At 70.9% G+C, this 25488-nt stretch carries 21 protein-coding genes; 10 read left to right on the forward strand and 11 right to left on the reverse strand.

The window, feature by feature from the left end; genetic code table 11:
* Positions 1-12 precede the first annotated feature (12 nt).
* Positions 13-1515 (forward strand): CoA-acylating methylmalonate-semialdehyde dehydrogenase, encoded by a 1503-nt coding sequence (gene mmsA, locus ACIBK4_RS32330; protein ID WP_399000424.1) that lies wholly within the window; start codon positions 13-15, stop codon positions 1513-1515.
* Positions 1516-1722: 207 nt separating this feature from the next.
* Positions 1723-3147 (forward strand): APC family permease, encoded by a 1425-nt coding sequence (locus tag ACIBK4_RS32335; RefSeq protein WP_399000427.1) that lies wholly within the window; start codon positions 1723-1725, stop codon positions 3145-3147.
* A gap of 55 nt (positions 3148-3202) precedes the next feature.
* Here ACIBK4_RS32335 and ACIBK4_RS32340 read toward each other — a convergent pair whose 3' ends face one another.
* Positions 3203-3631, reverse strand: coding sequence for a GNAT family N-acetyltransferase (locus ACIBK4_RS32340; protein ID WP_399000430.1), 429 nt, complete (start codon positions 3629-3631; stop codon positions 3203-3205).
* A gap of 114 nt (positions 3632-3745) precedes the next feature.
* On the opposite strand from ACIBK4_RS32340, the gene ACIBK4_RS32345 reads away from it, so the two are divergent.
* The 4 genes from ACIBK4_RS32345 (at position 3746) to ACIBK4_RS32360 (ending at position 11173) form a co-directional block, all read left to right on the forward strand.
* On the forward strand, positions 3746-6544 hold the full coding sequence (locus tag ACIBK4_RS32345; RefSeq protein ID WP_399000432.1) for a CocE/NonD family hydrolase: 2799 nt from the start codon (positions 3746-3748) through the stop codon (positions 6542-6544).
* Positions 6541-7404 (forward strand): ABC transporter permease, encoded by an 864-nt coding sequence (locus tag ACIBK4_RS32350; RefSeq protein WP_399000434.1) that lies wholly within the window; start codon positions 6541-6543, stop codon positions 7402-7404. Before ACIBK4_RS32345 ends, ACIBK4_RS32350 begins: the two co-directional genes overlap by 4 nt.
* Before the next feature lie 147 nt (positions 7405-7551).
* The gene (locus ACIBK4_RS32355) at positions 7552-9129 is read left to right on the forward strand and encodes a von Willebrand factor type A domain-containing protein (RefSeq protein ID WP_399000436.1); all 1578 of its coding nucleotides are present in this window, start codon (positions 7552-7554) and stop codon (positions 9127-9129) included.
* A 106-nt stretch (positions 9130-9235) separates the two neighbouring features.
* Positions 9236-11173, forward strand: a complete 1938-nt coding sequence (locus ACIBK4_RS32360; RefSeq protein ID WP_399000438.1) for an AMP-dependent synthetase/ligase — start codon at positions 9236-9238, stop codon at positions 11171-11173.
* Between the two features lie 77 nt (positions 11174-11250).
* Here ACIBK4_RS32360 and ACIBK4_RS32365 read toward each other — a convergent pair whose 3' ends face one another.
* Positions 11251-11661, reverse strand: coding sequence for a rodlin (locus tag ACIBK4_RS32365; RefSeq protein ID WP_366436616.1), 411 nt, complete (start codon positions 11659-11661; stop codon positions 11251-11253).
* A gap of 315 nt (positions 11662-11976) precedes the next feature.
* On the reverse strand, positions 11977-12390 hold the full coding sequence (locus ACIBK4_RS32370) for a rodlin (RefSeq protein WP_200711929.1): 414 nt from the start codon (positions 12388-12390) through the stop codon (positions 11977-11979).
* A 191-nt stretch (positions 12391-12581) separates the two neighbouring features.
* On the opposite strand from ACIBK4_RS32370, the gene ACIBK4_RS32375 reads away from it, so the two are divergent.
* The 3 genes from ACIBK4_RS32375 (at position 12582) to ACIBK4_RS32385 (ending at position 14596) form a co-directional block, all read left to right on the forward strand.
* Entirely contained in the window at positions 12582-12998 is a 417-nt protein-coding gene (locus ACIBK4_RS32375; protein WP_399000442.1) for a rodlin, read from the forward strand.
* 259 nt (positions 12999-13257) lie between these two features.
* The gene (gene chpD / locus ACIBK4_RS32380) at positions 13258-13485 is read left to right on the forward strand and encodes a chaplin ChpD (protein WP_033284615.1); all 228 of its coding nucleotides are present in this window, start codon (positions 13258-13260) and stop codon (positions 13483-13485) included.
* A 106-nt stretch (positions 13486-13591) separates the two neighbouring features.
* Positions 13592-14596, forward strand: coding sequence for a chaplin (locus ACIBK4_RS32385; protein ID WP_399000444.1), 1005 nt, complete (start codon positions 13592-13594; stop codon positions 14594-14596).
* 53 nt (positions 14597-14649) lie between these two features.
* Here the strand turns inward: ACIBK4_RS32385 and ACIBK4_RS32390 are convergent, their stop codons facing one another.
* On the reverse strand, positions 14650-15906 hold the full coding sequence (locus ACIBK4_RS32390) for an NAD(P)-binding domain-containing protein (RefSeq protein ID WP_399000446.1): 1257 nt from the start codon (positions 15904-15906) through the stop codon (positions 14650-14652).
* Positions 15906-17216, reverse strand: a complete 1311-nt coding sequence (locus tag ACIBK4_RS32395) for an ATP-grasp domain-containing protein (RefSeq protein ID WP_399000448.1) — start codon at positions 17214-17216, stop codon at positions 15906-15908. The genes ACIBK4_RS32390 and ACIBK4_RS32395 overlap by 1 nt, the downstream gene beginning before the upstream one ends.
* A 139-nt stretch (positions 17217-17355) precedes the next feature.
* Here ACIBK4_RS32395 and ACIBK4_RS32400 point away from each other — a divergent pair, with 139 nt between their 5' ends.
* Positions 17356-18690 carry a glycoside hydrolase family 26 protein gene (locus ACIBK4_RS32400; protein WP_399000450.1) on the forward strand — a complete coding sequence of 445 codons (1335 nt, stop codon included), beginning with the start codon at positions 17356-17358 and terminating at the stop codon, positions 18688-18690.
* A gap of 22 nt (positions 18691-18712) precedes the next feature.
* Here the strand turns inward: ACIBK4_RS32400 and ACIBK4_RS32405 are convergent, their stop codons facing one another.
* Genes ACIBK4_RS32405 through ACIBK4_RS32430 form a run of 6 tightly spaced genes read right to left on the reverse strand, consistent with a single transcriptional unit; the run spans position 18713 to position 25456 of the window.
* On the reverse strand, positions 18713-19807 hold the full coding sequence (locus ACIBK4_RS32405; RefSeq protein WP_399000452.1) for a GNAT family N-acetyltransferase: 1095 nt from the start codon (positions 19805-19807) through the stop codon (positions 18713-18715).
* 5 nt (positions 19808-19812) lie between these two features.
* Positions 19813-20445, reverse strand: coding sequence for a lipopolysaccharide biosynthesis protein (locus ACIBK4_RS32410; protein ID WP_399000454.1), 633 nt, complete (start codon positions 20443-20445; stop codon positions 19813-19815).
* Positions 20442-21596, reverse strand: a complete 1155-nt coding sequence (locus ACIBK4_RS32415; protein ID WP_399000456.1) for a glycosyltransferase — start codon at positions 21594-21596, stop codon at positions 20442-20444. Before ACIBK4_RS32415 ends, ACIBK4_RS32410 begins: the two co-directional genes overlap by 4 nt.
* Complete coding sequence (locus tag ACIBK4_RS32420; RefSeq protein ID WP_399000457.1) at positions 21593-22351, reverse strand: polysaccharide deacetylase family protein; 759 nt, start codon at positions 22349-22351, stop codon at positions 21593-21595. The genes ACIBK4_RS32415 and ACIBK4_RS32420 overlap by 4 nt, the downstream gene beginning before the upstream one ends.
* Positions 22335-24125 (reverse strand): murein biosynthesis integral membrane protein MurJ, encoded by a 1791-nt coding sequence (gene murJ / locus ACIBK4_RS32425; RefSeq protein ID WP_399000459.1) that lies wholly within the window; start codon positions 24123-24125, stop codon positions 22335-22337. Before murJ ends, ACIBK4_RS32420 begins: the two co-directional genes overlap by 17 nt.
* On the reverse strand, positions 24122-25456 hold the full coding sequence (locus ACIBK4_RS32430) for an O-antigen ligase family protein (RefSeq protein ID WP_399000461.1): 1335 nt from the start codon (positions 25454-25456) through the stop codon (positions 24122-24124). Before ACIBK4_RS32430 ends, murJ begins: the two co-directional genes overlap by 4 nt.
* Between the last annotated feature and the right edge of the window lie 32 nt (positions 25457-25488).

Below are 25488 nucleotides of genomic sequence, written 5' to 3' on the forward strand. Positions count from 1 at the left end.
GAGCAACTGGGCATGACGAAGATCGTCAACCACTGGATCGGCGGCAAGACCGTCGAGGGCGCGTCGGGCACGTACGGGCCGGTCACCGACCCGGCGACCGGCGCGGTCACCACCAAGGTCGCCTTCGCGACCGTCGACGAGGTCGACGCGGCCGTAGCCGCCGCCAAGGACGCGTACGCGACCTGGGGCACCTCGTCCCTCGCCAAGCGGACCACGATCCTCTTCAAGTTCCGCGCGCTGCTCGACGCCAACCGCGACGCGATCGCCGAACTGATCACCGCCGAGCACGGCAAGGTGCACAGCGACGCGCTGGGCGAGGTCGCGCGCGGCCTGGAGATCGTCGACCTGGCGTGCGGGATCACCGTGCAGCTGAAGGGCGAGCTGTCGACCGAGGTCGCCAGCCGCGTCGACGTCTCCTCGATCCGCCAGCCGCTGGGCGTCGTCGCGGGCATCACGCCGTTCAACTTCCCGGCCATGGTGCCGATGTGGATGTTCCCGATCGCCATCGCGACCGGCAACACCTTCGTCCTCAAGCCCTCCGAGAAGGACCCGTCGGCGTCTTTGAAGATCGCCGAACTGCTGGCGGAGGCAGGCCTCCCCGACGGCGTCTTCAACGTCGTCAACGGCGACAAGGTGGCGGTGGACCGCCTCCTGGAGCACCCGGACGTGAAGGCGGTGTCGTTCGTCGGCTCGACCCCGATCGCCCGCTACATCCACACCACGGCGGCCGCGAACCACAAGCGCGTCCAGGCCCTGGGCGGCGCCAAGAACCACATGCTGGTCCTCCCGGACGCCGACCTCGACGCGGCGGCGGACGCGGCCGTGAGCGCGGCCTACGGTTCGGCCGGCGAGCGCTGCATGGCCATCTCGGCCGTCGTGGCGGTCGGTTCGATCGGCGACGAGCTGGTCGAGAAGATCCGCGAGCGCGCCGAGAAGATCAAGATCGGCCCCGGCAACGACCCCACCTCCGAGATGGGCCCGCTCATCACGAAGGTCCACCGCGACAAGGTGGCGTCCTACGTCACCGGCGCGGCGGCCGAGGGTGCGGAGGTCGTCCTCGACGGCACCGGCTACACGGTCGAGGGCTTCGAGGACGGCCACTGGATCGGCATCTCCCTCCTCGACAAGGTGCCGACGACGGCGAAGGCGTACCAGGACGAGATCTTCGGCCCGGTGCTGTGCGTCCTGCGCGTGGACACGTACGACGAGGGCGTGGCGCTGATCAACAGCTCCCCGTTCGGCAACGGCACCGCGATCTTCACCCGCGACGGCGGCGCGGCCCGCCGCTTCCAGCTGGAGATCGAGGCCGGCATGGTCGGCGTCAACGTCCCGATCCCCGTCCCGGTGGGCTACCACTCGTTCGGCGGCTGGAAGGACTCCCTCTTCGGGGACCACCACATCTACGGCAACGACGGCACGCACTTCTACACCCGCGGCAAGGTCGTCACCACCCGCTGGCCGGACCCGGCCGACGGCCCGTCGGGCGTGGACCTGGGCTTCCCGCGCAACCACTGATCAACACCGAGCAGCACCGAGTGGGGCCGTCCGTATCGCGGACGGCCCCATTTTTTCGCCTACGACGGCTGCGGTTCCCGCACCGAGTCGAACCGGGACCGCCACTGCGTCGAGATGCCGAATAAGCCACTCCATCCACTCTGGATCAACGAATTCCGTAGGTGAACACCCATTGACGTGACGGTTTCGTCAATGTTCCATCAGCGCGTGACCGACACCCTCTCCACCGCCGAAGCCGCCGAAGCCGCCGGAGCCGCCACAGCCGAGGCGCCGGACAGCTCCGAGCGCCCGCAGCAGTTGAAGCGTTCCATCGGCATCGTCGGCGGCACGCTCCTCACGCTCTCCTGCGTGACACCGGCGTCCACGCTCTTCGTGGTCGTCCCCGACCTGTTCGGCTCGCTCGGCACCGCGACCGCCCTCACGATCGCGATCGGCTCGGTCCTCTGCGTCGCCGTGGCGTTCTGCTACTCGGAGCTGGGCACCCTCATCCCCAGCGCGGGCGGCGAGTACGCGATGGTGTCGACACTGGCGGGCCGCCTGGCAGGCTGGCTGGTCTTCGTCCTGTCCCTCCTGGTCGTGATGATCGTCCCGCCGGTGATAGCGATGGGCACGGCGGACTACTTGGCCCCGATAGCGCACCTGAACCCGGCGATGACCGGCGCGGGCGTGATGCTCCTGGCCACGCTGGCAGGTCTGTTGGACCTGCGGGCCAACGCCTGGATCACGGGCATCTTCCTGGTCCTGGAGGTCATAGCGGCAGGAGTCGTAGCGCTGCTCGGCTTCACGCACAGCCAACGAGGCCTGGGCAGCCTGACGTCGATGCAGGTGGCGGGGACGGGCGGCCACACGGACACGGTGACCGCGATGCTGGTGGTGTCCGGCCTGGCGATAGCCCTCTTCGTCACGCAAGGCTTCTCGACGGCGGTCTACCTCTCCGAAGAACTGGAGAACCCCCGCCGCAACGTCGCCCGCACGGTCCTGGCCACCCTCGCGATCTCGACGGTGATCATCCTGGTCCCGGTGGTGGCGATCACGATGGGAGCATCGGACCTCTCGACCCTGACGGGCGGCGACATCAGCACCATGGTGACGGCGTGGTCCAACTCCGCGGTGGGCACCTTCGTCAGCCTCTGCGTAGCCCTGGCGATCATCAACGCCGGCATCGTCATGGTCATCCAGAACTCCCGAGTCCTCTTCGCCTCGGCCCGGGACAAGGCCTGGCCCGCCCCGGTCAACACCCTCTTCTCCAAACTCGGCCGCTTCGGCTCCCCTTGGGTGGCCACGCTCGCGGTAGGCGTCCCCGGCGCGGTCCTCTGCTTCGTCAACCTGGACACGTTGTACGGCGTGACAGGCGTCTCGGTGACCGGCATGTACCTGCTCGTCGCAGTAGCCGCCCTGCTCTCCCGCCGCGGATCCCACAGGCACACGCACGCGTGGCGCATGCCGTTGTGGCCCGCGATGCCGATCCTGCTGATCGCGGTCCTGGCCTACATCCTGACCCAGCAGGAGACGAGCTATCTCCTGTGGACGGGCGGGATCGTCGCCGTGGCCACCCTCTACTGGGCGCTCTACCTGCGCCCGCGCCGCGAGACCCGCTGGTTGGTGTCGATCCCGGAGGACCAGCAGGCGTAGACGAGTTCACCCGTCACCGTCACCCGTCACCCGTCACCGTCACCCATCGACTTCACTACGTGAAGTCCCACGTCACCACCCTGCACGACCCGTCGTCCTTGCCACCCGCGCTGCGGTAGGTGGCGAGGGCGACGTCGTTCCCGGTGTCGATGAGCACCCACATCCCGTAGCAGCCCCGCTCCCGCGCGAGCGCGTCGAGCCGCCGCACCAGCGCCCGCCCGATCCCCCTGCGCCGATACGGCTCCGCGACCGCGAGTTCGTACAGGAGCATCTCGGTGCCCTTGTCGGGGTGGACGGTCTCGACGCCGCTGACGAATCCGGCCACCGATTCCCCGTCGTACGCGAGGAAGAGATGGTGTCCGTCGGCGGTCAGGAAACGCTCGGCCCACTCGGTGCGGACGGGAGCGTCGAAGAGGTGCTCGGCCGCGGTGACTTCGGCGACGGTGGTCGCACGGCGGATCGCGGGACTGTCGATGCCGGTCATGGGACTTCGTACCACGGACGCGGTATGCGGGAAGGGGCCCGTACTCCCCGGGGAGGGCGGAGGTTCGGCCCGGAGGCTGCCTCGGTTGTCAGTCGCGGGCCGTACCGTTGAGGCATGGATCTTCGACTGCCCGCCCTGCGAGGGCTGCTGCGAGGGCCCCGGCGCCTGCTGGCCGCCGGGGCCGCCGTGGTCGTGCTCGCGGGCGCCGGTACCTGGACGGCGGTTGCCTCCGACGACCCGCCTCCGGTGCACCGCTCCGACCGCGTCATGGCCGTGGACGGAGTGCGCCTCGACACCTCCTACTTCACGTCCGGCGGCACCGGCCGCCGCCCCGCCGTCCTCCTGGCGCACGGCTTCGGCGGCAGCAAGGACGACGTACGAAAAGAGGCCGAGGACCTCGCCCGGGACGGCTACGCGGTACTCACCTGGTCCGCCCGCGGCTTCGGCAAGTCCACCGGCAAGATCGGCCTGAACGACCCGTCGGGCGAGGTCAAGGACGTATCGGAACTGATCGACTGGCTGGCGAAGCAACCTGACGTCGAACTGGACAAACCAGGCGACCCGCGCGTGGGCATGGCGGGAGGTTCCTACGGAGGCGCGATCTCCCTCCTCGCCGCCGGTTACGACGACCGGGTCGACGCGATCGCCCCGGCGATCACGTACTGGAACCTCGCGGACGCCCTGTTCCCGAACGGCGTCTTCAAGAAGCTCTGGGCCGGCATCTTCATCAACTCCGGTGGCGGCTGCGCCAAGTTCGAGCCCGCGCTGTGCCAGATGTACAACAGGGTCGCCGAGTCCGGAACACCGGACGCCCAGGCCCGCGCCCTCCTCGAAGCCCGCTCCCCGTCGGCCGTGGCCAAGCAGATCAACGTCCCGACGCTCCTCCTCCAGGGCCAGACCGACTCCCTCTTCCCGCTCGGCCAGGCCGACGCCGCCGCGAAGGCGATCCGCGCGAACGGCGCCCCCGTGGACGTCGACTGGATCGCCGGCGGCCATGACGGCGGCGACATGGAGACGAGCCGCGTCCAGGCACGCGTGACGTCCTGGTTCGACCGGTACCTGAAGGACGACAAGAACACCGACACCGGCCCCGCGTTCCGCGTCACCCGCACCGGAGGCGTCGACTCCACGGACGGCGCCGCCCTGTTGCGCGGCGCGAGCGGCAGCGCGTACCCCGGCCTGGAGAGCGACCCGCGCACGATCGCCCTGACCGGCCGTCGCGAACAGTCCTTCAGCAACCCGGCCGGCGCCAGCCCACCCGCCATCTCGGCCCTCCCCGGCCTGGGCAGCACAGGCGGCCTGTCCCAGCTCTCCTCCCTGGGCATCGGGGTCTCCCTCGACTTCCCCGGCCAGTACGCCGCGTTCGACTCGGCCCCCCTCACCACCGGCCTCCGCATCACCGGCTCGCCCACGGTCACCGTCCACGTCAAGTCGACGAGCGACGACGCCGTCCTCTTCGGCAAGGTCTACGACGTGGGCCCCGGCGGCACCCAACAGGTGCTCCCCTCCCAGCTGGTGACCCCCCTCAGGGTCGAGGGCGCCAAGTCCGGCAAGGACGTCACGATCACCCTCCCGGCCATCGACTACGACGTCCAGAGCGGCCACCACCTGCGCTTGGTCCTCGCTTCCACGGACCTCGGCTACGCCTCCCCGGCGGCCCCGGCGACGTACACCGTCACCCTGAAGAGCGACCTGAAGGTGCCGACGGCCCCCGGCGTCACGACGGCGGCGGCGACGCTCCCGTCCTGGGTGTGGTGGCTCCCGCTGGCCGGCGCGGCGATCGCCCTGGCCCTGCTGCTGACCGGCCGCAGGCGTACGGCATCGACGCCCCCCGACCCCACCCTTGCCGAAGTCCCGCTCCAGATAACCGACTTGAGCAAGCGGTACGCGAAGTCGGCGGACCGGTACGCGGTACGGGACCTGTCCTTCCGCGTCGAGAAGGGCCAGGTGCTCGGCCTCCTGGGCCCGAACGGCGCGGGCAAGACGACCACCCTGCGCATGCTGATGGGCCTGATCAAACCGGACGCCGGCGAGATCAGGGTCTTCGGCCACGCGATCCGCCCGGGTGCCCCCGTCCTCTCCAGGGTCGGCGCGTTCGTCGAGGGCGCGGGCTTCCTCCCGCACCTCTCCGGCCGCGAGAACCTGGAGCTGTACTGGCAGGCGACCGGACGGCCGCCCCAGGACGCCCACTTGGAGGAGGCCCTGGAGATCGCGGGCCTCGGCGACGCGCTCGCCCGCGCGGTCCGCACCTACTCCCAGGGCATGCGCCAGCGCCTCGCTATCGCCCAGGCCATGCTCGGCCTCCCCGACCTCCTCATCCTCGACGAACCGACCAACGGCCTCGACCCGCCCCAGATCCGCGAGATGCGCGAGGTGATGATCCGCTACGCGGAAGCGGGCCGCACCGTCATCGTCTCCAGCCACCTCCTCGCGGAGGTCGAGCAGTCCTGCACCCACCTGGTGGTCATGGACCGCGGCCGCCTCGTCCAGGCGGGCCCGGTCGCCGAGATCATCGGCTCCGGGGACACGCTCCTGGTAGGCCTCGCAACAGACATCCCGGAGCCCTTGGTGGAGAAAGTGGCGGCCCTGCCCGGGGTCGAGTCGGCAACACGAACAGACGGCGCTCTCCTGGTACGCCTGACGGCAGCGCCCCAAAGGGGCGCGGGGCTGCATCCATCAGCGGCTCCGCCGCAGAGCGCGCCCAGCCACGACGGCGCAGCAGACGAACAACTGCAAGCCGCCGCACACTCGGGCACCCTCGCAAACGTCACCCGCGAAACCGACGGCACTGAAACACTCACCGCCGCCCGCCTCCTCGTAGAGCTGGTCCGCCTGGAGGTCCCGGTCTCTTCCCTCGGCCCCCACCGCCGCCTCGAAGACGCCTTCCTCACCCTGATCGGAGGTTCCGCATGAGCACGCTCGCCGAGCCCGTCGAGGTGGCCTCCGGCTACCGGGCCGGCCGCACCCTGCCCCTACGGGTGGAGCTGGTCCGACAGTTGAAGCGGCGCCGCACACTGATCATGGGCGGCATCCTCGCCGCGCTGCCCTTCATCCTGGTCGCGGCCTTCGCGATCGGCGGCACCCCGGGCGAGCGCGGCTCCCAGGTCACGCTGATGGACACGGCCACCGCGTCCGGCGCCAACTTCGCCGCGGTGAACCTGTTCGTGTCGGCGGGCTTCCTGCTCGTCGTCCCGGTCGCCCTGTTCTGCGGGGACACGGTCGCCTCGGAGGCCAGCTGGTCCTCCCTGCGCTATCTGCTCGCGGCACCCGTACCGAGGGCCCGCCTCCTCTGGTCCAAGCTGATCGTCGGCCTGACCCTCAGCCTCGCCGCGATGATCCTGCTCCCGGTCGTCGCCCTCGCCGTCGGCACCGCCGCCTACGGCTGGGGCCCACTGGAGCTGCCCACCGGCGGCGCGATCGGCGCGGGCACGGCGGCCCAACGCCTGCTGGTGGTCGTGGCGTTCATCTTCGTGTCCCAACTGGTCACCGCCGGGCTCGCGTTCTGGCTCTCGACCAAGACCGACGCCCCCCTCGGCGCGGTCGGCGGCGCGGTCGGCCTGACCATCGTCGGCAACGTCCTGGACGCCGTCACCGCCCTCGGCCACTGGCGCGACTTCCTGCCCGCACACTGGCAGTTCGCCTGGGCGGACGCCGTCCAGCCCCATCCCGAGTGGTCCGGCATGATCCAGGGCACGGCGGTCTCCGTTACGTACGCCATCGTGCTGTTCGCCCTGGCCTTCCGGGGTTTCGCCCGCAAGGACATCGTGTCGTAGGTCACCGGAGGATCTCCCACCGGTCTCGACGGGCCATGATCGCGACCCCTTCGAGACGCTTCCGCAACTCCCCGTAACGCACATTCCCGCCCCCTCCGCCGTCACAGTCGCAGAAGCCGACGTCAACGGACCGAGGGGGCACGGGAGATGAAGACCCACCGCACACGAACCGGGCAGGAGCACGCCCACCACCGCACCCGGAAACCCCGGCGACTGCGCGCCACCGTCCTCGCCCTCACCGCTGCGAGCGGTCTGCTCCTCACCGCCTGCGGCGCGGGCAACGGCAGCCACTCCAACACCTCGAACGCGTCGAACCACACCGGATTCCCGGCCCCGGCCCCCGCCACCACCTCCGGCGGCGACAACAGCAGCGAACAGGACGGCGAACAGACCGGCACCCCCGCCGACAAGATCGCCCCGTCCCCCGACTACCTCTCCACCTTCGCCCTCGACGTCGACACCGCCTCCTACGGCTACGCCCGCCGCGTCCTCGCCGACGGCCACCTCCCCGACCCCTCCACCGTCCGCCCCGAGGAATTCGTCAACAGCTTCCGCCAGGACTACGACCGCCCCGACGGCAACGGCTTCACGGTCACCGTCGACGGCGCCCGCACCGACAGCTCCAACTGGTCCCTCGTCCGTGTGGGCCTGGCCACCCGCACCGCCGACTCCACCGACGAACGCCCGCCCGCCGCCCTGACATTCGTGATCGACGTCTCCGGTTCCATGAGCGAGACGGGCCGCCTGGACCTCGCCAAGAAGTCCCTCGACGAGATGACCGACCGACTCCGCGACGACGACTCGGTCGCGCTCGTCACCTTCAGCGACGAGGCCGAGACCGTCCTCCCGATGACCCGCCTCGACGGCCACCGCGGCCAAGTCCACGAAGCCATCGACGAGTTGGAGACCCAGTCCTCCACCAACCTCGGCGCCGGAGTCGAGACCGGCTACGCCACCGCCACCGAGGGCCTGCGCAAGGGCGCCACCAACCGCGTCGTCCTCATCTCCGACGGCCTCGCCAACACCGGTGACACCAACGCCGATTCGATCCTGGAGCGCATCGCGAACGAACGCCGCGACCACGGCATCACCCTCTTCGGCGTCGGCGTCGGCAGCGACTACGGCGACGCCCTGATGGAGAAACTCGCCGACAAGGGCGACGGCCACACCGCGTACGTCTCGGACGACGCCGACGCCCGCAAGGTCTTCGTCGACCAACTCCCGCAGAACATCGACCTCACCGCCCGCGACGCCAAGGCCCAGGTCGCCTTCGACCCCGAAACGGTCGCCCAGTTCCGCCTCATCGGCTACGAGGACCGCAAGGTCGCCGACGACGACTTCCGCAACGACAACGTCGACGGCGGCGAGATCGGCCCCGGCCACACCGTCACCGCTCTCTACGCCGTCCGTACCAGGCCCGGCGCCGACGGCCACCTCGCCACCGCGAGCGTCCGCTGGCTCGACCCCAACACCCGCGCCCCGCACGAGGATTCGGGCCAACTGGAGACCGACGCCCTGCACGACTCCCTGAACAGCGCCCCGACCACCTTCCAAGTCACCGCCGTGGCCGCCTACTTCGCCGACACCCTCCGCTCCGGCGAACTGCCCGGCAACCCGGGCCTCACCGAACTCGCCGCCCGCGCGCACGCGTTGGCGAAGAAAACGGAGGACAAGGACGTACGGCAACTGGCAGAGGCGATCGACGAGGCGCGCCGAATGAACTGAACCCACCGGAACCCCACTCAACCCGCCCGGCCCCATTGACCTTCCCCTACTTGCGAGTAAGTTGACGCCCCAGCCACCGTCTCACCGTCGACCGGGAGCAGTCGTCATGGGCGTACGCAAGGACTTGAAGCGGGCGCGGCAACGCACCGACCTGGCGGCCCGCACCCGGGTCGAACTCACCCGGGACGAGCGGGGCGTCGTACGAGAGGCGGGCACGCTGCCCCTCGCCGCGCGCCCGACGACCGGCAGCACCGCCGACCTCCCGTTCACCAACGCGGCGGAGGCCCCCGACACCGTGGTCCTCCGCCGCGAACAGGCCGGCACCTGGCACCCCGTCACCGCGACCGCCTTCGCCCGCGAAGTCACCGCCACCGCAAAGGGGTTGATGGCCGCAGGCCTCGAACCGGGCGGCCGGGTCGCGGTCATGTCCCGTACCCGCTACGAGTGGACGGTCCTCGACTTCGCGATCTGGGCGGCCGGCGGCCAGACGGTACCGATCTACGCCACCTCCTCCGCCGAGCAAGTGGAGTGGATCGTCAGGGACTCGGGCACCCGCTTCGTCATCACGGAGACCACCGAGAACACCGACACGGTCACCACCGGCACGGCCCGCCACCCCCAACCCCCGCGCGTCTGGCAGCTGGACGCCGGAGCCATGACCGAACTCGCCGCCCTGGGCGAGGAGTTGCCCGACGACGAGATCACCAAGCGCCGCGCCTCCCTCACCCCGGACACGATCGCGACGATCTGCTACACCTCCGGTACCACGGGCCGCCCCAAGGGCTGCGTCCTCACGCACGCCAACCTGCACGCCGAGGCCGCCAACCTGGTCGAGCTGCTGCACCCCCTCTTCACGGAGGTCACCGGCCAGGTCGCCTCGACGCTCCTCTTCCTCCCGCTCGCGCACATCATGGGCCGCACCCTCCAGATCGCCTGCCTGATGGCCCGCATCGAGATCGGCCACTGCCCGAGCATCAAGCCCGACGAACTCCGCCCGGCGCTAAGGGAGTTCAGGCCCACGTTCCTGGTCGGCGTGCCGTACCTCTTCGAGAAGATCCACGACGCCGGCCGCGCGACCGCCGAGAAGATGGGCCGCGCCGCCTCCTTCGACCGCGCCGACCGCATCGCCGTCCGCTTCGGCGAGGCCTACCTGAACAAGTTCCTCGGCACCGGCAAGGGCCCCGCCCCCGCCCTCTACGCCGCGTGGGCCCTCTACGACCTGCTGGTCTACCGCCGTATCCGCAAGGAACTAGGCGGCCGCCTCCGCTACGCGATCAGCGGCGGCTCCCCGCTCGACCGCGACCTCAACCTCTTCTTCTCCGCCGCCGGAATCATCGTCTACGAGGGCTACGGCCTCACCGAGACGACCGCCGCCGCCACCGTCGTCCCGCCCCTGCGCCCCCGCCCCGGCACGGTCGGCCTCCCGGTGCCCGGCACCACGATCCGCATCGCCGACGACGGCGAGGTGCTCGTCAAGGGCGGGGTGGTCTTCGGCGCGTACTGGAACAACCCGGCGGCCACCGACGCCGTACTGCAGGACGACTGGTTCGCGACCGGGGACCTGGGCGCGCTCGACGAGGACGGCTATCTCACCATCACCGGCCGCAAGAAGGACATCCTCGTCACCAACGGCGGCAAGAACGTCTCCCCGGCCGTCCTGGAGGACCGCCTGCGCAGCCGCGCCCCGGTCGGCCAGTGCCTGGTCGTCGGCGACAACCGCCCCTTCGTCGCCGCCCTGATCACCCTCGACCCCGAGGCCCTCGCCCACTGGCTCGCGGTCCGCAAACTCCCCGCCGACACCCCGCTCGCCGACCTCGTCGAGGACCCACGCCTGCGCGCCGACGTCCAGAAGGCCGTCGACCACGCCAACGAAGCCGTCTCCCGCGCCGAGTCCATCCGCGCCTTCGCCCTGATCGAGGGCGAGTTCACCGAGGACAACGGCCTCCTCACCCCGTCCCTGAAACTCAAACGGCACGTGGTGACGGCGGCCTATGCGGAGGACATCGAGGCCCTCTACGCGCGGCCCAAGCCGCAGCAATCGTAGGGGAGTTGGTGCTACGACACGGAAGAGCGGGCCGCCGAAGTGCTCGGCGGCCCGCTCTGTGGTGCGTGGTGCTGAGGTCAGCTGCCCACGGCGCCGTTGCCCGACAGGACCGGGATGTTGTCCAGGATGTGCGACAGCGGCTCGTCGCCCTTGGCCTGGGTCGAGTTCTCGGTGCACTGCTGGTTCTGCGGGGCCGAGAGGATCGGCACGTCCTGCAGAACGGTGACCGGAACGACGCCGACGATCGAGGCGAGGTTCGCCTTGACCGGCAGGCCGACACAGGGCTTGTTCAGGGTGCCCTGGACGAGGGAGAGCTGGGGGCTCATGTCGCCCTTGGTCTCCTGGTTGCCGTACTTCTGCACGGCGCCGTTGCCCTGAGTGGTGGTGACGCCGTCGTCGTTGCCGATGGCCATCGCCGGGGTGGCGACAGCGCCGGTGGCACCGGCGAGGGAGGCGGCAACAGCCGCGGTCGCCCACAGCTTCTTCATGTTCAAACCCTTTCGGAGGACGGACTCCCGTTGCGGAGCCGCGCGATGATCAACTGGGCGATGGCCGGTTTGGTTGCGGCCTTTGCCCTGAATGGAGCAATAAGTCGGCCCGCGTGCGGGCGAGTTGGCTGCCTCGCACGGGAGGTGGCGGGTGAACCGCGGCGGGTCGCTCGGCAGGGGCTGCTGTCCGCGGGGGACCAGCGGACGGGCCGCGCGCAGCTTCCCGAACTCCTCGGCCGCCGTCCGCACGTCCCGGCGAAGGCAAACCAACGGGCCGCCGAGAGAACGGCGGCCCGCTGAGATACGTCCGCGAGGTCAGCTGCCGGCGGAGCCGTTGCCCGACAGGACCGGGATGTTGTCCAGGATGTGCGACAGCGGCTCGTCGCCCTTGGCCTGGGTGGAGTTCTCGGTGCACTGCTGGTTCTGCGGCGCGGAGAGGATCGGCACGTCCTGCGCGACGGTGACCGGCACGAGGCCGACCAGCGAGGCCAGGTTCGCCTTGGCGGGCAGGCCGATGCAGGGCTTGTTCAGCGAGCCCTGGATGAGCGCCATCTGGGGGCTCATGTTGCCGTACGTGGCCTGGTTGCCGTAGACCTGCTCGGCGCCGTTGCCGTTCGTCGTGGTGACGCCGTTGTCGTTACCGATCGCCATCGCCGGGGCGGCGACGGCAGCCGAGGCTCCGACGACGGAAGCGGCGACAGCCGCAGCAGCCATAACCTTCTTGATCACTTGCGTGGTCCCTTCTGGAGTAACCCCGTCCACCGGAGCGACCTGAACAACTGGCGCCGGGCCGCATGGTTGCTCCGATTCACTCCAATGGCCCAGATGAATCCAACCGGGTGAAGACACGCAACCATTCCGGCCGGCCTCTGTTGATGGGGGAGCAGGAATTGTGTCTCTGCCAGGAAAGGACCGCAGAAATGCTCAAGAAGGCAATGGCTGCGACGGCTGTCGCGGCTTCCGTCGTCGGCGTCTCGGCGACGGCCGCCCCGCAGGCGCTGGCCATCGGCAACGACAACGGCGTCACCACGGTCAACGGGAACGGTGCCGAGCAGGCCTATGGCAACGCCAAGACGACCGGCGACATGAGCCCCCAGCTCGGGCTCGCCCAGGGTGACCTGAACAAGCTCTGTGTCGGTCTGCCGGCCAAGGTCAACGCGGCCTCGATCGTGGGCGTGCTGGTGCCGGTCACCGTCCTCCAGGACGTGCCGGTCCTCTCGGCCCCGCAGAACCAGCAGTGCACCGAGAACTCCACCCAGGCCAAGGGCGACGAGCCGCTGTCGCACCTCGCCGACAACATCCCGGTGCTGTCGGGCAACGGCGCGATCGGCAGCTGACCGACCGTCAATCACGCGACCAGGGCGGCCCGCCGGAAATTTCCGTGCGGGTCGCCCTGGTCGTTTTCACGCAGCTGCCCGCTTCCTGGCTCCCCTTGAAGAGAAGCGTTTCTGCGTTTGTGCGGCCATCGCGTCAATTCGGTGCGGACGATCGAGTGAATTGTCAGGTGACACGCGTTCTTGAGTTTCTTCCTGCGTCTATCCCTCGTTTTACAGGCTGCAGGTCATGGTGGGCATGACCGCAGAGAAGGGAACGTTCATGAAGAAGAGCGCTGCTGTTGTCGCTGGTGCGATCATGGCTCTCGGTATGGCCGCCCCGGCCTTCGCCGACGCCGGTGCCGAGGGTGCGGCTGTCGGTTCGCCGGGTGTCCTCTCGGGCAACGTGGTCCAGGTTCCCGTGCACATCCCCGTCAACGTGTGCGGCAACTCGATCGACGTGATCGGCCTGCTGAACCCGGCGTTCGGCAACACGTGCGTCAACGACTGACGACGTAGCACACCAGCCGTTCCGGCTGTGTCACGGCCGGCCTTGGACACGTTTCGTTCCAAGGCCGGCTTTTTTTCCCACTTCTTCAAGCAGGAAGACAACGAGATTGCGACAGACCCTGGGTAAGGGAATGGTCGCGGCGGCCGCCGCGACGAGCATTCTGTCCCTGTGCGGCAGCCCCGCCCTGGCCGATTCGTACACCGGCGGCGCTGCCAAGGATTCGCCGGGCGTCCTGTCCGGCAACAGCATCGATGTCCCGATCGACGCACCGGTCAACGCCTGTGGCAACACCGCCGACGGGGTGTCCGGGCTCAACCCGACGTTCGGCAACTCCTGTGCCGGCGGCAAGGAGGAGCACCGGCACAGCGGGCAACACCGGTGGGTGGAGCCGTCGTACGGGGACTCCGACGACGATTCGGGCGATGGCTACGGCGATGGCTACGGGTACGGCTCCGGTTACGGCCACGGCCACGAGTACGGCCACAACCACGGTTCCGGCCATGGCTACGGAGACGACTCGGGTTACGGGTCCGGCGATCACTCCGGTTACGGCTCCGGTGACTCGGGCCACGGCACTCCGGAGGACTGTGAGGAGACGCCGCCGCCTCCGCCCGGTGGACATCACCACACGCCGCCTCCGCCCGGCGGGCATCACCACACGCCGCCTCCGCCCGGTGGACATCACCACACTCCACCTCCGCCCGGTGGACATCACCACACTCCACCTCCGCCCGGCGGACACCACCACACGCCGCCTCCCCCTTCGGGTGGGCACCACACCCCGCCGCCCCCCACGGGCGGGCACCACACCCCGCCGCCTCCGCCCGGTGGGCACCACACCCCGCCCCCTCCTACGGGTGGGCACCACACCCCGCCGCCCCCCACCGGTGGGCACCACACGCCGCCCCCTCCCACCGGCGGCAACCACACCCCGCCCCCTCCCGCGGGCGGGCAGCACACGCCTCCGCCCACCGGTGGGGAGCACACTCCGCCGCCCGTTCTGGCGCACACCGGCAGTGAGGCCATGCTGGCCACGTCCGGTGTCAGTGCCGCGTTGATCGCGGGTGGCACGATCCTCTACCGACGAGGCCGGGCCGCGTCCCGTAGGTAATGCGCACGGGGTGCCGGACGTCACCGCCCGGCACACCCGCGCCGCCCGTGCCCTTAACGTCGTACGAAGGCCGGCACGCTCCGTCGGCCCGGTGCCGGGATCATCCCGCCGCGCGGCTCCGAGCGCAGCCGGCGTTCGACTCCCCGCACCAGCGCGCCCGCCGTGTACGTGGCGCCGTGCACGAAGCGCATCGCCGGGCCGAAGCCCGAGGCCGTCACCAGGCCCGCCATGAAGAGGCCCGGGTGCGAGGACTCGAAGTCCCGGCCGATGTCCGGGGAACCGTCGCCCACCGTGGCCAGTGATCCCCTCAACTCGCTTGAAAGCAGCCCGAGTCGGCCGGTCGTGGCCTTGAACCCCGTTGCCGCGATGACGTGTTCGGTGTCCAGGGAGCGCGTCCCGCCCGCCCGGCTCACCGTCTCCAGGCGGACCCCGCCCGGCACCACGTCGGCCGCCGCGACCTCGTGGCCGAGGAGCACCTCCACCGCCGGTTCGAACCGGTCCCGCACCCACCAAGCGCCCGCCGGGCCAAGGGCGTTGGCCGCGATCCTGGCCCGGGTCGACTCCGGGAGACGGCGGAAGAGGTCGGGGCGCTCGGAGTAGAACCAGTTGCGCCAGCCGGGGCCCAGGCCGCTGTGCGGGGAGCGGGCCGACTGCCACCACGGGCGCTCCCACGCGGGCGGCACGTCGTTCCAGAAGAGTTCGTCGGCGCGGGCCAACACCCTTACCCGCGTGCCCTGTTCGGCGAGCAGCGCGGCCGTCTCCAGTGCCGCCTGGCCGCCGCCGATCACCGTGACGTCCTTGCCGCGGAATTCGTCCAGCGCGCTGTGGTGGCTGCTGTGCGAGACGAGGGTGCGGCCCAACCCCTTGAGCGCGGACGGGATTTCGACGAACGGCATGACACCGACCGCGAGCGCGACGGTCCGGGCGTGCAGCACCGTGCCGTCGTCGGTCACCGCCTCGAAGCCGCCCGGCACCGGCGCGATCCGCTCCACCGTCCGCTCGTCCACCTCGGGCACGGCGTTGCGCGCGAACCACAGGCCGTAGTCGGCGAACATCTCGACCGGGATCGGCTCCCCGTGCCGGGACTCCACACCCTGGCCCGCGCAGTACACGTCGAGCGGCCAACGGCCCTCAGGGTCTGACAGGTTGGAGGCCCAGGGCTCCGACTTGAGGAACATGCCCCGGGGCATGTGGTCGCGCCAGGACGCCATCGGCCGGCCGAAGACGCGCAGGTTCAGCCCGGCGGCCGCGGCGTGGGACGCGATGGACAGGCCGTACGGGCCCGCGCCCACCACCAGCAGGTCGTACATCAGCAGCTGCTCGCTTTCTCGTCATCGCTCAACTCGGTCAACTTGGTCAACTCGGCCGGTCCGGCAGGCCCGTTGGGGTGACTCTCGCCCGCCTGGCGCACCACCCGCGCCTCCGCCGGACGCGCGGCCGGGGCCGTCCCGCCCAGCCGCTCCCGCACCTTGCGCAGCACATGCCGGCCCCACAGTCCCCACATCGCGCGGCCCGGCCCCGGGTCGTCCGGCGCGTGCCAGGCCAGCTCGCGTCCGCCGAGTGCCGGGCGCAGCGCGCTGAGCGGCGCGTAGTTCTCCACCACGAACGAACGTCCCGGCCGCGGTGCCCCGTCCGGCAGCGGACGGTGGGTCAGGTCGAGGTGCAGGGCGCGGACGACGTCCAGGCCCGCGGAGTCGGCGAAGAGCCGGAACTGGGCGCCGGGCCGCGGGTTGAAGTCGAGGAGGTGATAGCGGCCGGTCGAACCGCAGCGGCGGAAGTCCAGGTCGAAGATGCCGCGGTAGCCGAGCTCGGCGGTGAGGCGTTCGGCGAGCGCCTGCACCTGCGGGTTGGGCGTCCAGCGGCCCACCGCCGTCAGGCCCGCGCCGCGCGGCCAGGCCCGTTGCTTGCGGCCGGGGCCACCGCCGCGCACGGCGCCGGACCGGTCGGCGTACCCGTGGAAGAACCAGTCGCGGTCCGGGCCCGACGGCAGGAACGCCTGCAACAGCAGCTGGCTGCCCGCTTCCTCGGCGCGCAGGTACAACTCGCGCGCCTCCTGCGAGCTGTGCACCACCACCGTGCTGCGCAGCCCGGTCCCGGCCGGCACCAGCCAGGGCCGGCTCCACTTCGCGACCACCGGCAGCCCCAGTTGCCACGCGGCGCTCGCCGCCTGCGCCGGGCTCTCCGGGATCAGCGTCACCGGGTGCGGGATGTCCGCGCTCGCGCACACGGCGGCCAGTTCGGCCTTGTCGGCGACCCGTTCGGACAGCGCGCCGGGCTGCTGCGGCAGCAGATAGGAGGGCGCGAGTTCGTCGCCGAGCCGGCCCACCGCCACGGCGCTCGCGTCGTCCATCGGGATCAGTACGGCGGGACGCGCGATCCGCGCCGCGACCCGCCGCAGCGTGCTCGCGATCTCGGCGGGAGACGCGCCGGGCGACGGCGGCGGATGCATCTGACAGACAAAGCGGGAGCTGCGTACGGGACTTCCGGCGGAATCGGCGACCACATGCACCTCCACTCCCGCCCGGCCCAGCGAACGCACGGCCCCCAGCGTTCCGTGGTGAAAGGGATTCCGGTCGATCCGCAACAGAACTGCGGGGACACGGATGTCGAGCAGCGACACGGACTGTTTCCTTCGGTCGGTTCACCCACGCGGGCGACAAGGACACTCGAAAGCCTCAACGGCGGTGGCGTAATTCATATTCGTATGACTGAGTGTCAAAAAGAGGAAAGAGAAAACGAGAGTGGAGAGAGGAGCAGGCATGGCCCCACAGCAGCGACGGTCCCGCACCGGACGACTCGCCTTCATCGCGGCTACGGTCGCCGCGTCGGCGGCTTTCGCGTCGGGTCCCGGGTTCGCGGCGGGGGTGACGCGGATCACCGATCCGCCTGCTCCCGTCACCACCGCACCCGTCACCACCGCACCCGTCACCACCGCACCCGTCACCACCGCACCCGCGACCACCGCATCTCCGACCACCGTTTCCCCGACAACCGCACCCGCGCCCACCACGCCCACGGGTCCGGCCTTCGGTGCCTTCCTCGACTCCGGTGCCCGCGGGGTGGCCCGCATGGCCGCGCTGAGCAGCTGGTTGGGCGGGGCCGAACTGCGGGTCGGTCACACCTACCTGCCCGGCAACCACTGGAGCGACATCGAGGGCGCCCCCGGTCTCCTCGACGTCTGGGCGGACTGGCGCACCGAGAAGTCCGACCGGATGCTCGTCCTCAACGTGCCGATGCAGGAGCACAACGAGGACGGCGTCTCCGACTGGGAGGTGCGGCGGCTGCTCCAGCAGGGCGCGGCCGGTCAGTTCGATCAGCACTTCAAGGCCCTCGCCGAACGGCTGGTCGACCTGAAGGTGCCGGACACGGTGATCGTGCTCGGCTGGGAGATGAACGGCACCACGTACACCTCTCGTTGCGGGCCGGACCCGGAGGCCTGGAAGAAGTACTGGAACAGGATCGTCACCACGATGCGCTCGGTGCCGGGCCAGAAATTCCGGTTCGACTTCGATCCGAGCCGCGGCCGGGACGCCGTTCCCTGGACGCAGTGTTATCCGGGGGACGACACGGTCGACATCGTCGGAATGGATTCGTACGACCAGCCGTCCGGGCTGACGTTCGACGAACAGGTGAAAGAGCCCTACGGGCTTCAGGCACATGTGGACTTCGCCAAATCCCACGGCAAGCCCATTTCCTATCCTGAATGGGGACTCTTCCGAAACGGCGACAACGCGGAGTACATGAAGCGCATGCTCGCCTGGATGGACGAGCACAAGCCGCTGTACAACACGGTCACCGACTACTGCCCGCACGGTGTGTGGCAGTGCTCCCAGAACCCGAAGTCGTCCCAGGTCTACCGCTCGGTCCTGTTCGGCCGCACCGAGGACCCGACCCCGACCCCGACCGCACCCGTGACACCGACGACACCCACGCCCCCGGTCACCCCGGAGCCGACCAAGCCGACCGCGCCCACCACCCCGCCCACCCCGACGCACCCGGCCAACTGCTCGCCGGTCGAGCTGGGCGACTGGGTGGAGTACTGGCTCGGCGGGAAGCTGTGCGTGAAGTTCGACTGGTGGCAGCGCGACCGCTGAACCAGAGGTGGCGGCGGGCCGCTCAGGGTCCGTCGCCACCGCGTTCCTTCCACTTCCGCACGAGCACCTTGCCCCGCCGGCGCGCGGCGACATCGCAGACCACCGCCGACATCAACGGCGCCGTCCGCCGCCGCGCCAGCAACAGCCGCTGGTTGACGACCGGTTCGGGCCGCCAGTGATGCTTGTACGGCTCGTCCCCGCGCAACAGGCTGAGTGTGCGGGGCTCGTCGGCGCCGGTGTGCTCGGCACACGCGTCGAGCAGCATCACCGCCACATCCGCCTTCCGCTCTCGCAGCCGCGGATGCGCGCCGTAGAGATAACCCCCCGCGAGCCGCCGCGACAACAGCGTCAGATCTACGGCGACCACGTCCTCGTCGAGCCGGAACTCGGTGACGACGGCGTCCCCGGAGCGCACCATCGGCCCGACCGAGCGCACGAGGTGTTCGCAGAACCGGGTCTGGAGATGCTCGGACGTCACCTTCCGTCCCTGCCACTGGAGTTGGTGCAGCTCCAGCAGCCGCCGCAGCGCCGAGTCCACCCCGTCCGGCTGTACGACATGACGCTCCACGCCCAGTGCCGTCAGCTTGCGGAGTTTGGCGCGGACGCGCTGGGCCTTGGAGGAGGGGAGGCGGGCGACCAGGTCGGCCATCGGGACGGCCGGCAACTCCAGGCACAGCGAGTCGTGGACGCGGCGGCGCGGGCCGCGCCAGCGGTCGTAGACGCGCTCGACCGCGCCGCCGGGGCGCACCTCGCGGAAGTCGATCAGCGCGGTGCGGGCGGCGGACGTGAGGCCCTCGGTGAGCGCGGCGACGGCCGGGTCACCGTGGTCGTCGTCCAGCAGCACGTCGCCGTAGTCGGAGATCGCGCCGCCGAGCGGGACGAGGGAGGGCACCGGGCTGCGGACGAGCATCAGGGGTGCGGCGGCGACCAGTTCGCGGCCGTCGCGGACAACGAGCAGGCGCAGGCGGCCCGTTCGGCCGTACGACAGCCACCAGGAGTGCAGCCAGGCGTGGGACTGGAACGGGGTCGCCGCGCCGCACTTCTGGTACAACCGGCCCCAGGCCGGGGCGAGTTCGGCGAACTCCTGGGCGTCGGTGACGAGTTCGGTCGAGTACACCGGTGTCACAGGACGTCGGCCGCGGTGGCCGGGCTGGGGACGGAGGCGGGGCGGCCGGTCTCGTCGGTCGTACGGCGGGGGCGGACGAGCAGCAGCAGGCCGCCGAGCAGGCCGCCCGCGCTCGCGCCGACCAGGCCGGTCACCGCGGCCGAGGCCGAGGTGGGCGCGGTGGGCTTGATGGCGCGGGCGAAGGTCTGGAGTTCGACGTGGGTGTCGGCCTTCGCGTCGTTCGCGTGCACGGTGAGCGAGCGGGACACGGCGTTGGCCATGTCGGCGGCGAGGTCGGCGCGCGAGGAGGTGGCCGTGACGGCGACCATCGGCGCGTCCGGCGAGGTCGCCGTCTGCACGCTCGACTGCAGCGTCTTCACCGGCACACCGGCCCACACCTGCGCGTCCCCGAGCACCGCGAGCTGCGTGGCGACCCGGCCGTAGGCCTGCGCGAAACCGAGCGCGGTCGACGAGTCGGCCTTGTCGGTGGGGACGGCGATGACGTAGCTGGTGGCCGTGTACGTCGGGGTCTTGACGACGCCGTACGCGCCGCCGAGCAGACCGCCGGTCACGGCGCCGGCCGCGAGGAGGGTCCAGGCCGGGAGGGCTTTGGCGCGGCTGAGGGGGAGGTGCTGTCGGATCTCGGTCATGAGGAACTGGCTCCCTGGGGTGCGGGGGACGGCGACGAGGTGGAGACCGCGGCCGCGTACACGTCCATGAGGTGGGCGGCGCTGCGGGTGATGCAGTAGTGGTGGGCGGCGTCCGGGGCGGTGCGCGGGCGCGGGCCCTGCGCGCGGGCCGCCGCCAGCGCGCGGGCGAAGACCTCGGGACCGCCCTGCACACGCCGGGCGGCGGCCGCGGCCTGCGGGGGGAGGTCCTCGATGGCGGGGCAGGAGGCGTAGAGCACGGGCAGCCCGGACGCCAGTCCTTCTACGACCGCCAGGCCGAAGGCCTCCTCGGGTGACGGGGAGGCGAGCAGGTCCATGGCGGCGGTGAGGGAGGGCAGGTCGGGGCCTGGGGTGCCGTCGGGTGTGTAGGGGCGTTCGCCGGTGAACAGCACCCGGTCGGCGACCCCGTAGTCGTGGGCCGTACGGCGCAGGAGGTTCTCCTCGGTGCCGCCGCCGACCAGCAACAGCCAGTAGTCGTCCGGGAGTTGGGCGAGGGACCGGATCAGCACGTCGAAGCGTTTGCCTGCCGCGAGGCGGCCGATGCCGCCGACGACGTACGCGCCCTCGGGGAGGCCGAGGCGCTGGCGGGTGCGCAGGCGTTGGACCGGGTCGAAGCGGAAGCGGGCCAAGTCGATGCCGTTCGGGACGACTTCGATACGTGGGCCGGGTACGCCCCAGCGCTTCAGGCGTTCGGCGACCGTGGGGGACACGGCGACCGTGGAGCGGCCCAGGCGTTCGCTGGCGAGGTACAGGGCGCGGACCCCGGCGCTGAGGTCGCGGCCCTCCATCTGCGAGTCGCCCAGGGAGTGTTCGGTGGCGACGACCGCCTTCACGCCCGCGATCCTGGCGGCGAGCCGGCCGTAGACGCAGGCGCGGTAGAGGTGGGTGTGGACGAGGTCGTAGCGGCCGGTGCGGATGAGGCGGACCAGGCGGGGGAGGGCGGCGAGGTCGCGGTTGCCGGTCATGCCGAGGTGGAAGACGCGCACCCCGTCGGCGGTCAGACCGTCGGCGACCGCGCCCGGGTTGGTGAGCGTCACGACGTCGCAGTCGACCGGCAAGTGGCGGATGAGCAGGCGCAGTTGCTGCTCCGCGCCGCCGACGCCGAGGCCGGTGATGATGTGCAGGGCCTTCATGCGAGCCCCTCCACCGGGCGGCGGCGCAGGCGGTGCAGCCGGTACTTGAGGAAGAGGCGTACGGCGGTGTCGTTCTGGCCGATGTGGACGCGGGGGAGCGCGTGCGGGCCGTTGAGGTCGCCGGGATCGATGGCGCAGGCGTAGGCGTAACCGGCCTCGCGCACGGCGTCCATCGTGCGCGCGTCGATCGTGCCGTAGGGGTAACAGAAGCCGTCGACGGGGGAGTTGAGCAACTCCTGGAGCCGGGAACGGCTTTCGGTGACCTCGGCGTGCAGGGTGTCGTAGTCGGCCTTGGTGAGGTCGACGTGGGTGAGGCCGTGCGAGCCGATCTCCACGCCCTCGGCGGCCGCTTGGCGGATGCCGTCGGCGGTGAGGAGGGGCTTGCGGGGGCCCTGCGGGTCCCAGGCGTTGTCGCCGCCGAGGCGGCCGGGGAGGACGAAGAGGGTGGCGCCGCAGTCCCAACGGGCCAGCAGGGGAAGGGCGTTGGTGACGAAGTCGGCGTAGCCGTCGTCGAAGGTGAGACCGACCAGCCCCTGGCCCTCGCCCCGGGCGCGGGCGGCGAGCAGGTCGGCCATGGACACGCCCCGCAGACCGCGCCTGCGCAGCCAACTCAGCTGCTGGTCAAGGCGGTCGGGGGTGACCGTGATGCGGTAGGGGTCGTCGGAGCAGTCGCCCACGGAGTGGTACATCGCCACCCACGGGACCGGGCCCGTGGCGCGTCTGCCGGTGGTCGGGGAATCAACGGGAGCGGCCATGGATGAGCCTTCGTGTGACGGAGCGTACGGTTTCCAGTGCGGGTGCGAAGCCCTGGGCGCCCAGGGCCCAGCCGAGCAGGACGAAGACGACGGTGACGGTCGTGCAGCCGACGGCCAGACCGAGCAGCGGCGACGGCAGCGCGCGGGCCACGAACGCGCCCGCGATCGTCGCGACCACGGCCGCACGCACCGGCCGGCTCAGCTCGATCAGGACCTGCCGGGTGCGGAGCGGGACACTGCGCGGGCCCGATCCGTAGAGCAGGAGTACGGCGGTGACGGTGATGCCGGTGGCGTTGGCGACGGCGATGCCGATGACGCCCCAGGGGCCGACCGTCCAGGCGCCGATCCAGGTGGTCACGACGATGCCGGCGGCCATCGCGCCGACCGGGTACCAGGTGGGGCGGCCGGCCGAGAAGTAGGAGCGGACCAGGACGCCGACCAGGGTCTGGCCGAGCAGTCCGAGGGCGTACACGCGCATCACGCCGGCCGTGGCGGCGGTGTCGTGGGCGGTGAACGCGCCGCGCTGGAACAGGAGTTGGATGATCTGCGGGGCGCAGGCGATCACCGTGGCGGCGCCGAGCAGGACGAGGCAGGCGGCGAGGGCGAGGTCCCGCTCGACGCGGTTGCGGGCCTTCTCGGTGTCGCCCTCGGCCAGTGCCCGCGCGACCACCGGGAAGGTGACCGTGCAGAGCATCAGCGAGAGCACCATCGGCATCTGGGCGACCTTCTGCGCGTAGTTCAGGTGCGAGATGGCGCCGGCGGGGAGGTGCGAGGCGAGGAAACGCTCGATGAGGACCTGGGACTGGCGGCAGAGCGCGAAGAGCAGCACCGTGGCCATCAGGGCGAGGTTCATCGGGCGGGGTTCGGCGGGGCCGGTGTCCGCGTCCGGGGCGGTGGGCTTGTGGCTCCTCAACTGGCGCCACAGTGCGGGGAGTTGGGTCAGGACCATCAGGACACCGCCCGCTGCGACGCCGAGGGCCGCCGAGCGGACGCCCCAGTGGGCGCCGAAGGCGTACATCCCGGCGATGATGCCGATGTTGTACGCCACGTAGATCGCGGCCGGGGCGACGAAGCGGCGGTGCGCGCGGAGCGCCGCGCTGCAGTAGCCGGCCAGGCCGAAGCTGAGGACGCAGGTGGCGGTGAGGCGGGTGCAGCTGATGGCCAGGGCGGGGTTCGGTAGGCCGGGGGCCAGGGCTTCGACCAGGTAGGGGGCTGTGCCGATGAGGAGGGCCGAGACCGCGATGAACGCCAGCGTCAGGCGGGGGAGGGTGCTTGCCACCAGGGTGCGGACCGGGTCGCCTCGGGTGCCTTGGGCTCTGCGGGCGAGGGCCATGCTGAACGCGGGGATCAGGGCGAAGGCGAGGCCGTCTTCGATCAGGAGGGTGGCGGCGAATTCTGGGATGGTCCAGGCGACGAGGAAGGCGTCTGTTTCGCTGCCTGCGCCGAAGAGGCGGGCGAGGGATTGGTCTCTGGCCAGGCCTAGGAGGGAGCCGGTGATGGAGAGGACGGCGGTGATCAGTGCGGCTTTGGCCAGGAAGCCGCGGGAGTCTGGGGTGGGGGTGTGTTCGGGGGTGCGGGCCGGTGGCAGTAGGGGGGTGGTGTCGGTTGTTGTTCGGGTGCTGCGCCGTGGGGGCTGGTCGCGCAGTTCCCCGCGCCCCTTAAGGGGGTTGGTGTTGGGCTGTGTGTCGCGCTCCGCGGCGGAGCCGCTGATCGGTACAGCCCCGCGCCCCTTGAGGGGGTTGGTGTTGGCCTGTGTTGGAGGCTTCACCGTCATTGGGTCAGGGCCCCTTCGGCAGGTGCGCGTACCGGAGTCGCCACGCGCGGCTGCTCCTCCGCGTTTGCGCCTACCAGTGACCACCACGCCACTACCCCGAAGATCACCGCCGTCAGGACCGTTGACGGGCCGCCGATGTCTGCGTAGGCGAAGTCGATCAGTTGCCAGATCAGGAGGCCTGTGGAGATCAAGGCGCAGTCCAGGGACGGGAGTTGGGCGCGGTGCACCCGGAACAGGCCTCGCAGCGCGCACACCAGCAAGGCCAGCCAGCTGCCTGCCAGGGTGAGGAGGCCGAGCAGGCCCTGTTCGCTGAGGACCAGGAGGTACATGTTGTGGGGGGAGAGGAGGGGTTGCTTGAGGAAGGCCGCGCCTGCTCCCTCCGTGTCGCTGCCTGAGGACAAGGCCAACGAGGCGTTGCCGTCCCGGTGTTCGGGGAAGCCCTTCAAACCGACGCCGGTCAGCGGGTGTTCGCGCCACATCGCTGTTGCCGCCGCCCACATCGTGTAGCGATCGATCACCGACTGGTCGGGGGTGTCGGTGACTTGGGTGATGCTGTCGATGCGCTCCTGGAGCATCGCCGTACCTACTCCGAAGCCGCCTACCAGCACCACGGCCGCCGCCGTCACCGCCGCCGCCACCTTCAGGGCTCGGCGCAGGCCCGCCAGGGCCAGTTGCAGTGCGCAGGTCGCCGCCGTCGCGATCCACGCGCCCCGGCTGAAGGAGAGGGCCAGGGGGAGGAGGAGGGCGAGGGCGCAACACGCCGCAACTGCCCGCTGTCGTGCGTCATTTCGGCCCAAGGCCAGAGCCAGCGCGCAGATCAGGCCGAAGGACACCACCGTCGCCATGCCCATCACGTCGGTCGGGCCGAAGGTGCCCACCGCGCGGATGTCCTCGCCCTGGTACGAGGCGCCGGTCGCGGTGACGTACTGCTTGACGCCGATCGCCCCCTGCCACAGCGCGAGGGACACGAACGACCAGGCCAGGAGGCGGAAGTCGCGGCGGTCGCGGATCAGCAGTACCACCGCCGCCGGTACCAGTACGAAGATCTGCAGGTAGCGGCCCAGGCCGCTGAGGCCCGCGCCCGGTGAGGACGCGCCCATCGCGGCGATCGACAGGCCCAGGACCGGAAGTCCCATGACCGCTGCGGCAGTTGGGGTCAGGGGGCGGCTGCGGTCGCGGAGGAGCCGGATCGCGCAGTACAGCACCACGAGGCCGGAGACCGCGTCGGCCGGACCCGCGCCGCCCGCGCCCGGGGTGAGCGGCAGGCCGAGGAGGGCGATCACGGCGATGACCGGGAGGACGGGGGCGAACGTGTGGACTCGGCGCAGCACGGTCAGCTCCCCGTCGGACGTACGGGCAGGAC

This window comes from Streptomyces sp. NPDC050528 (genome assembly GCF_044457795.1).
Classification (GTDB): Bacteria; Actinomycetota; Actinomycetes; order Streptomycetales; family Streptomycetaceae; genus Streptomyces.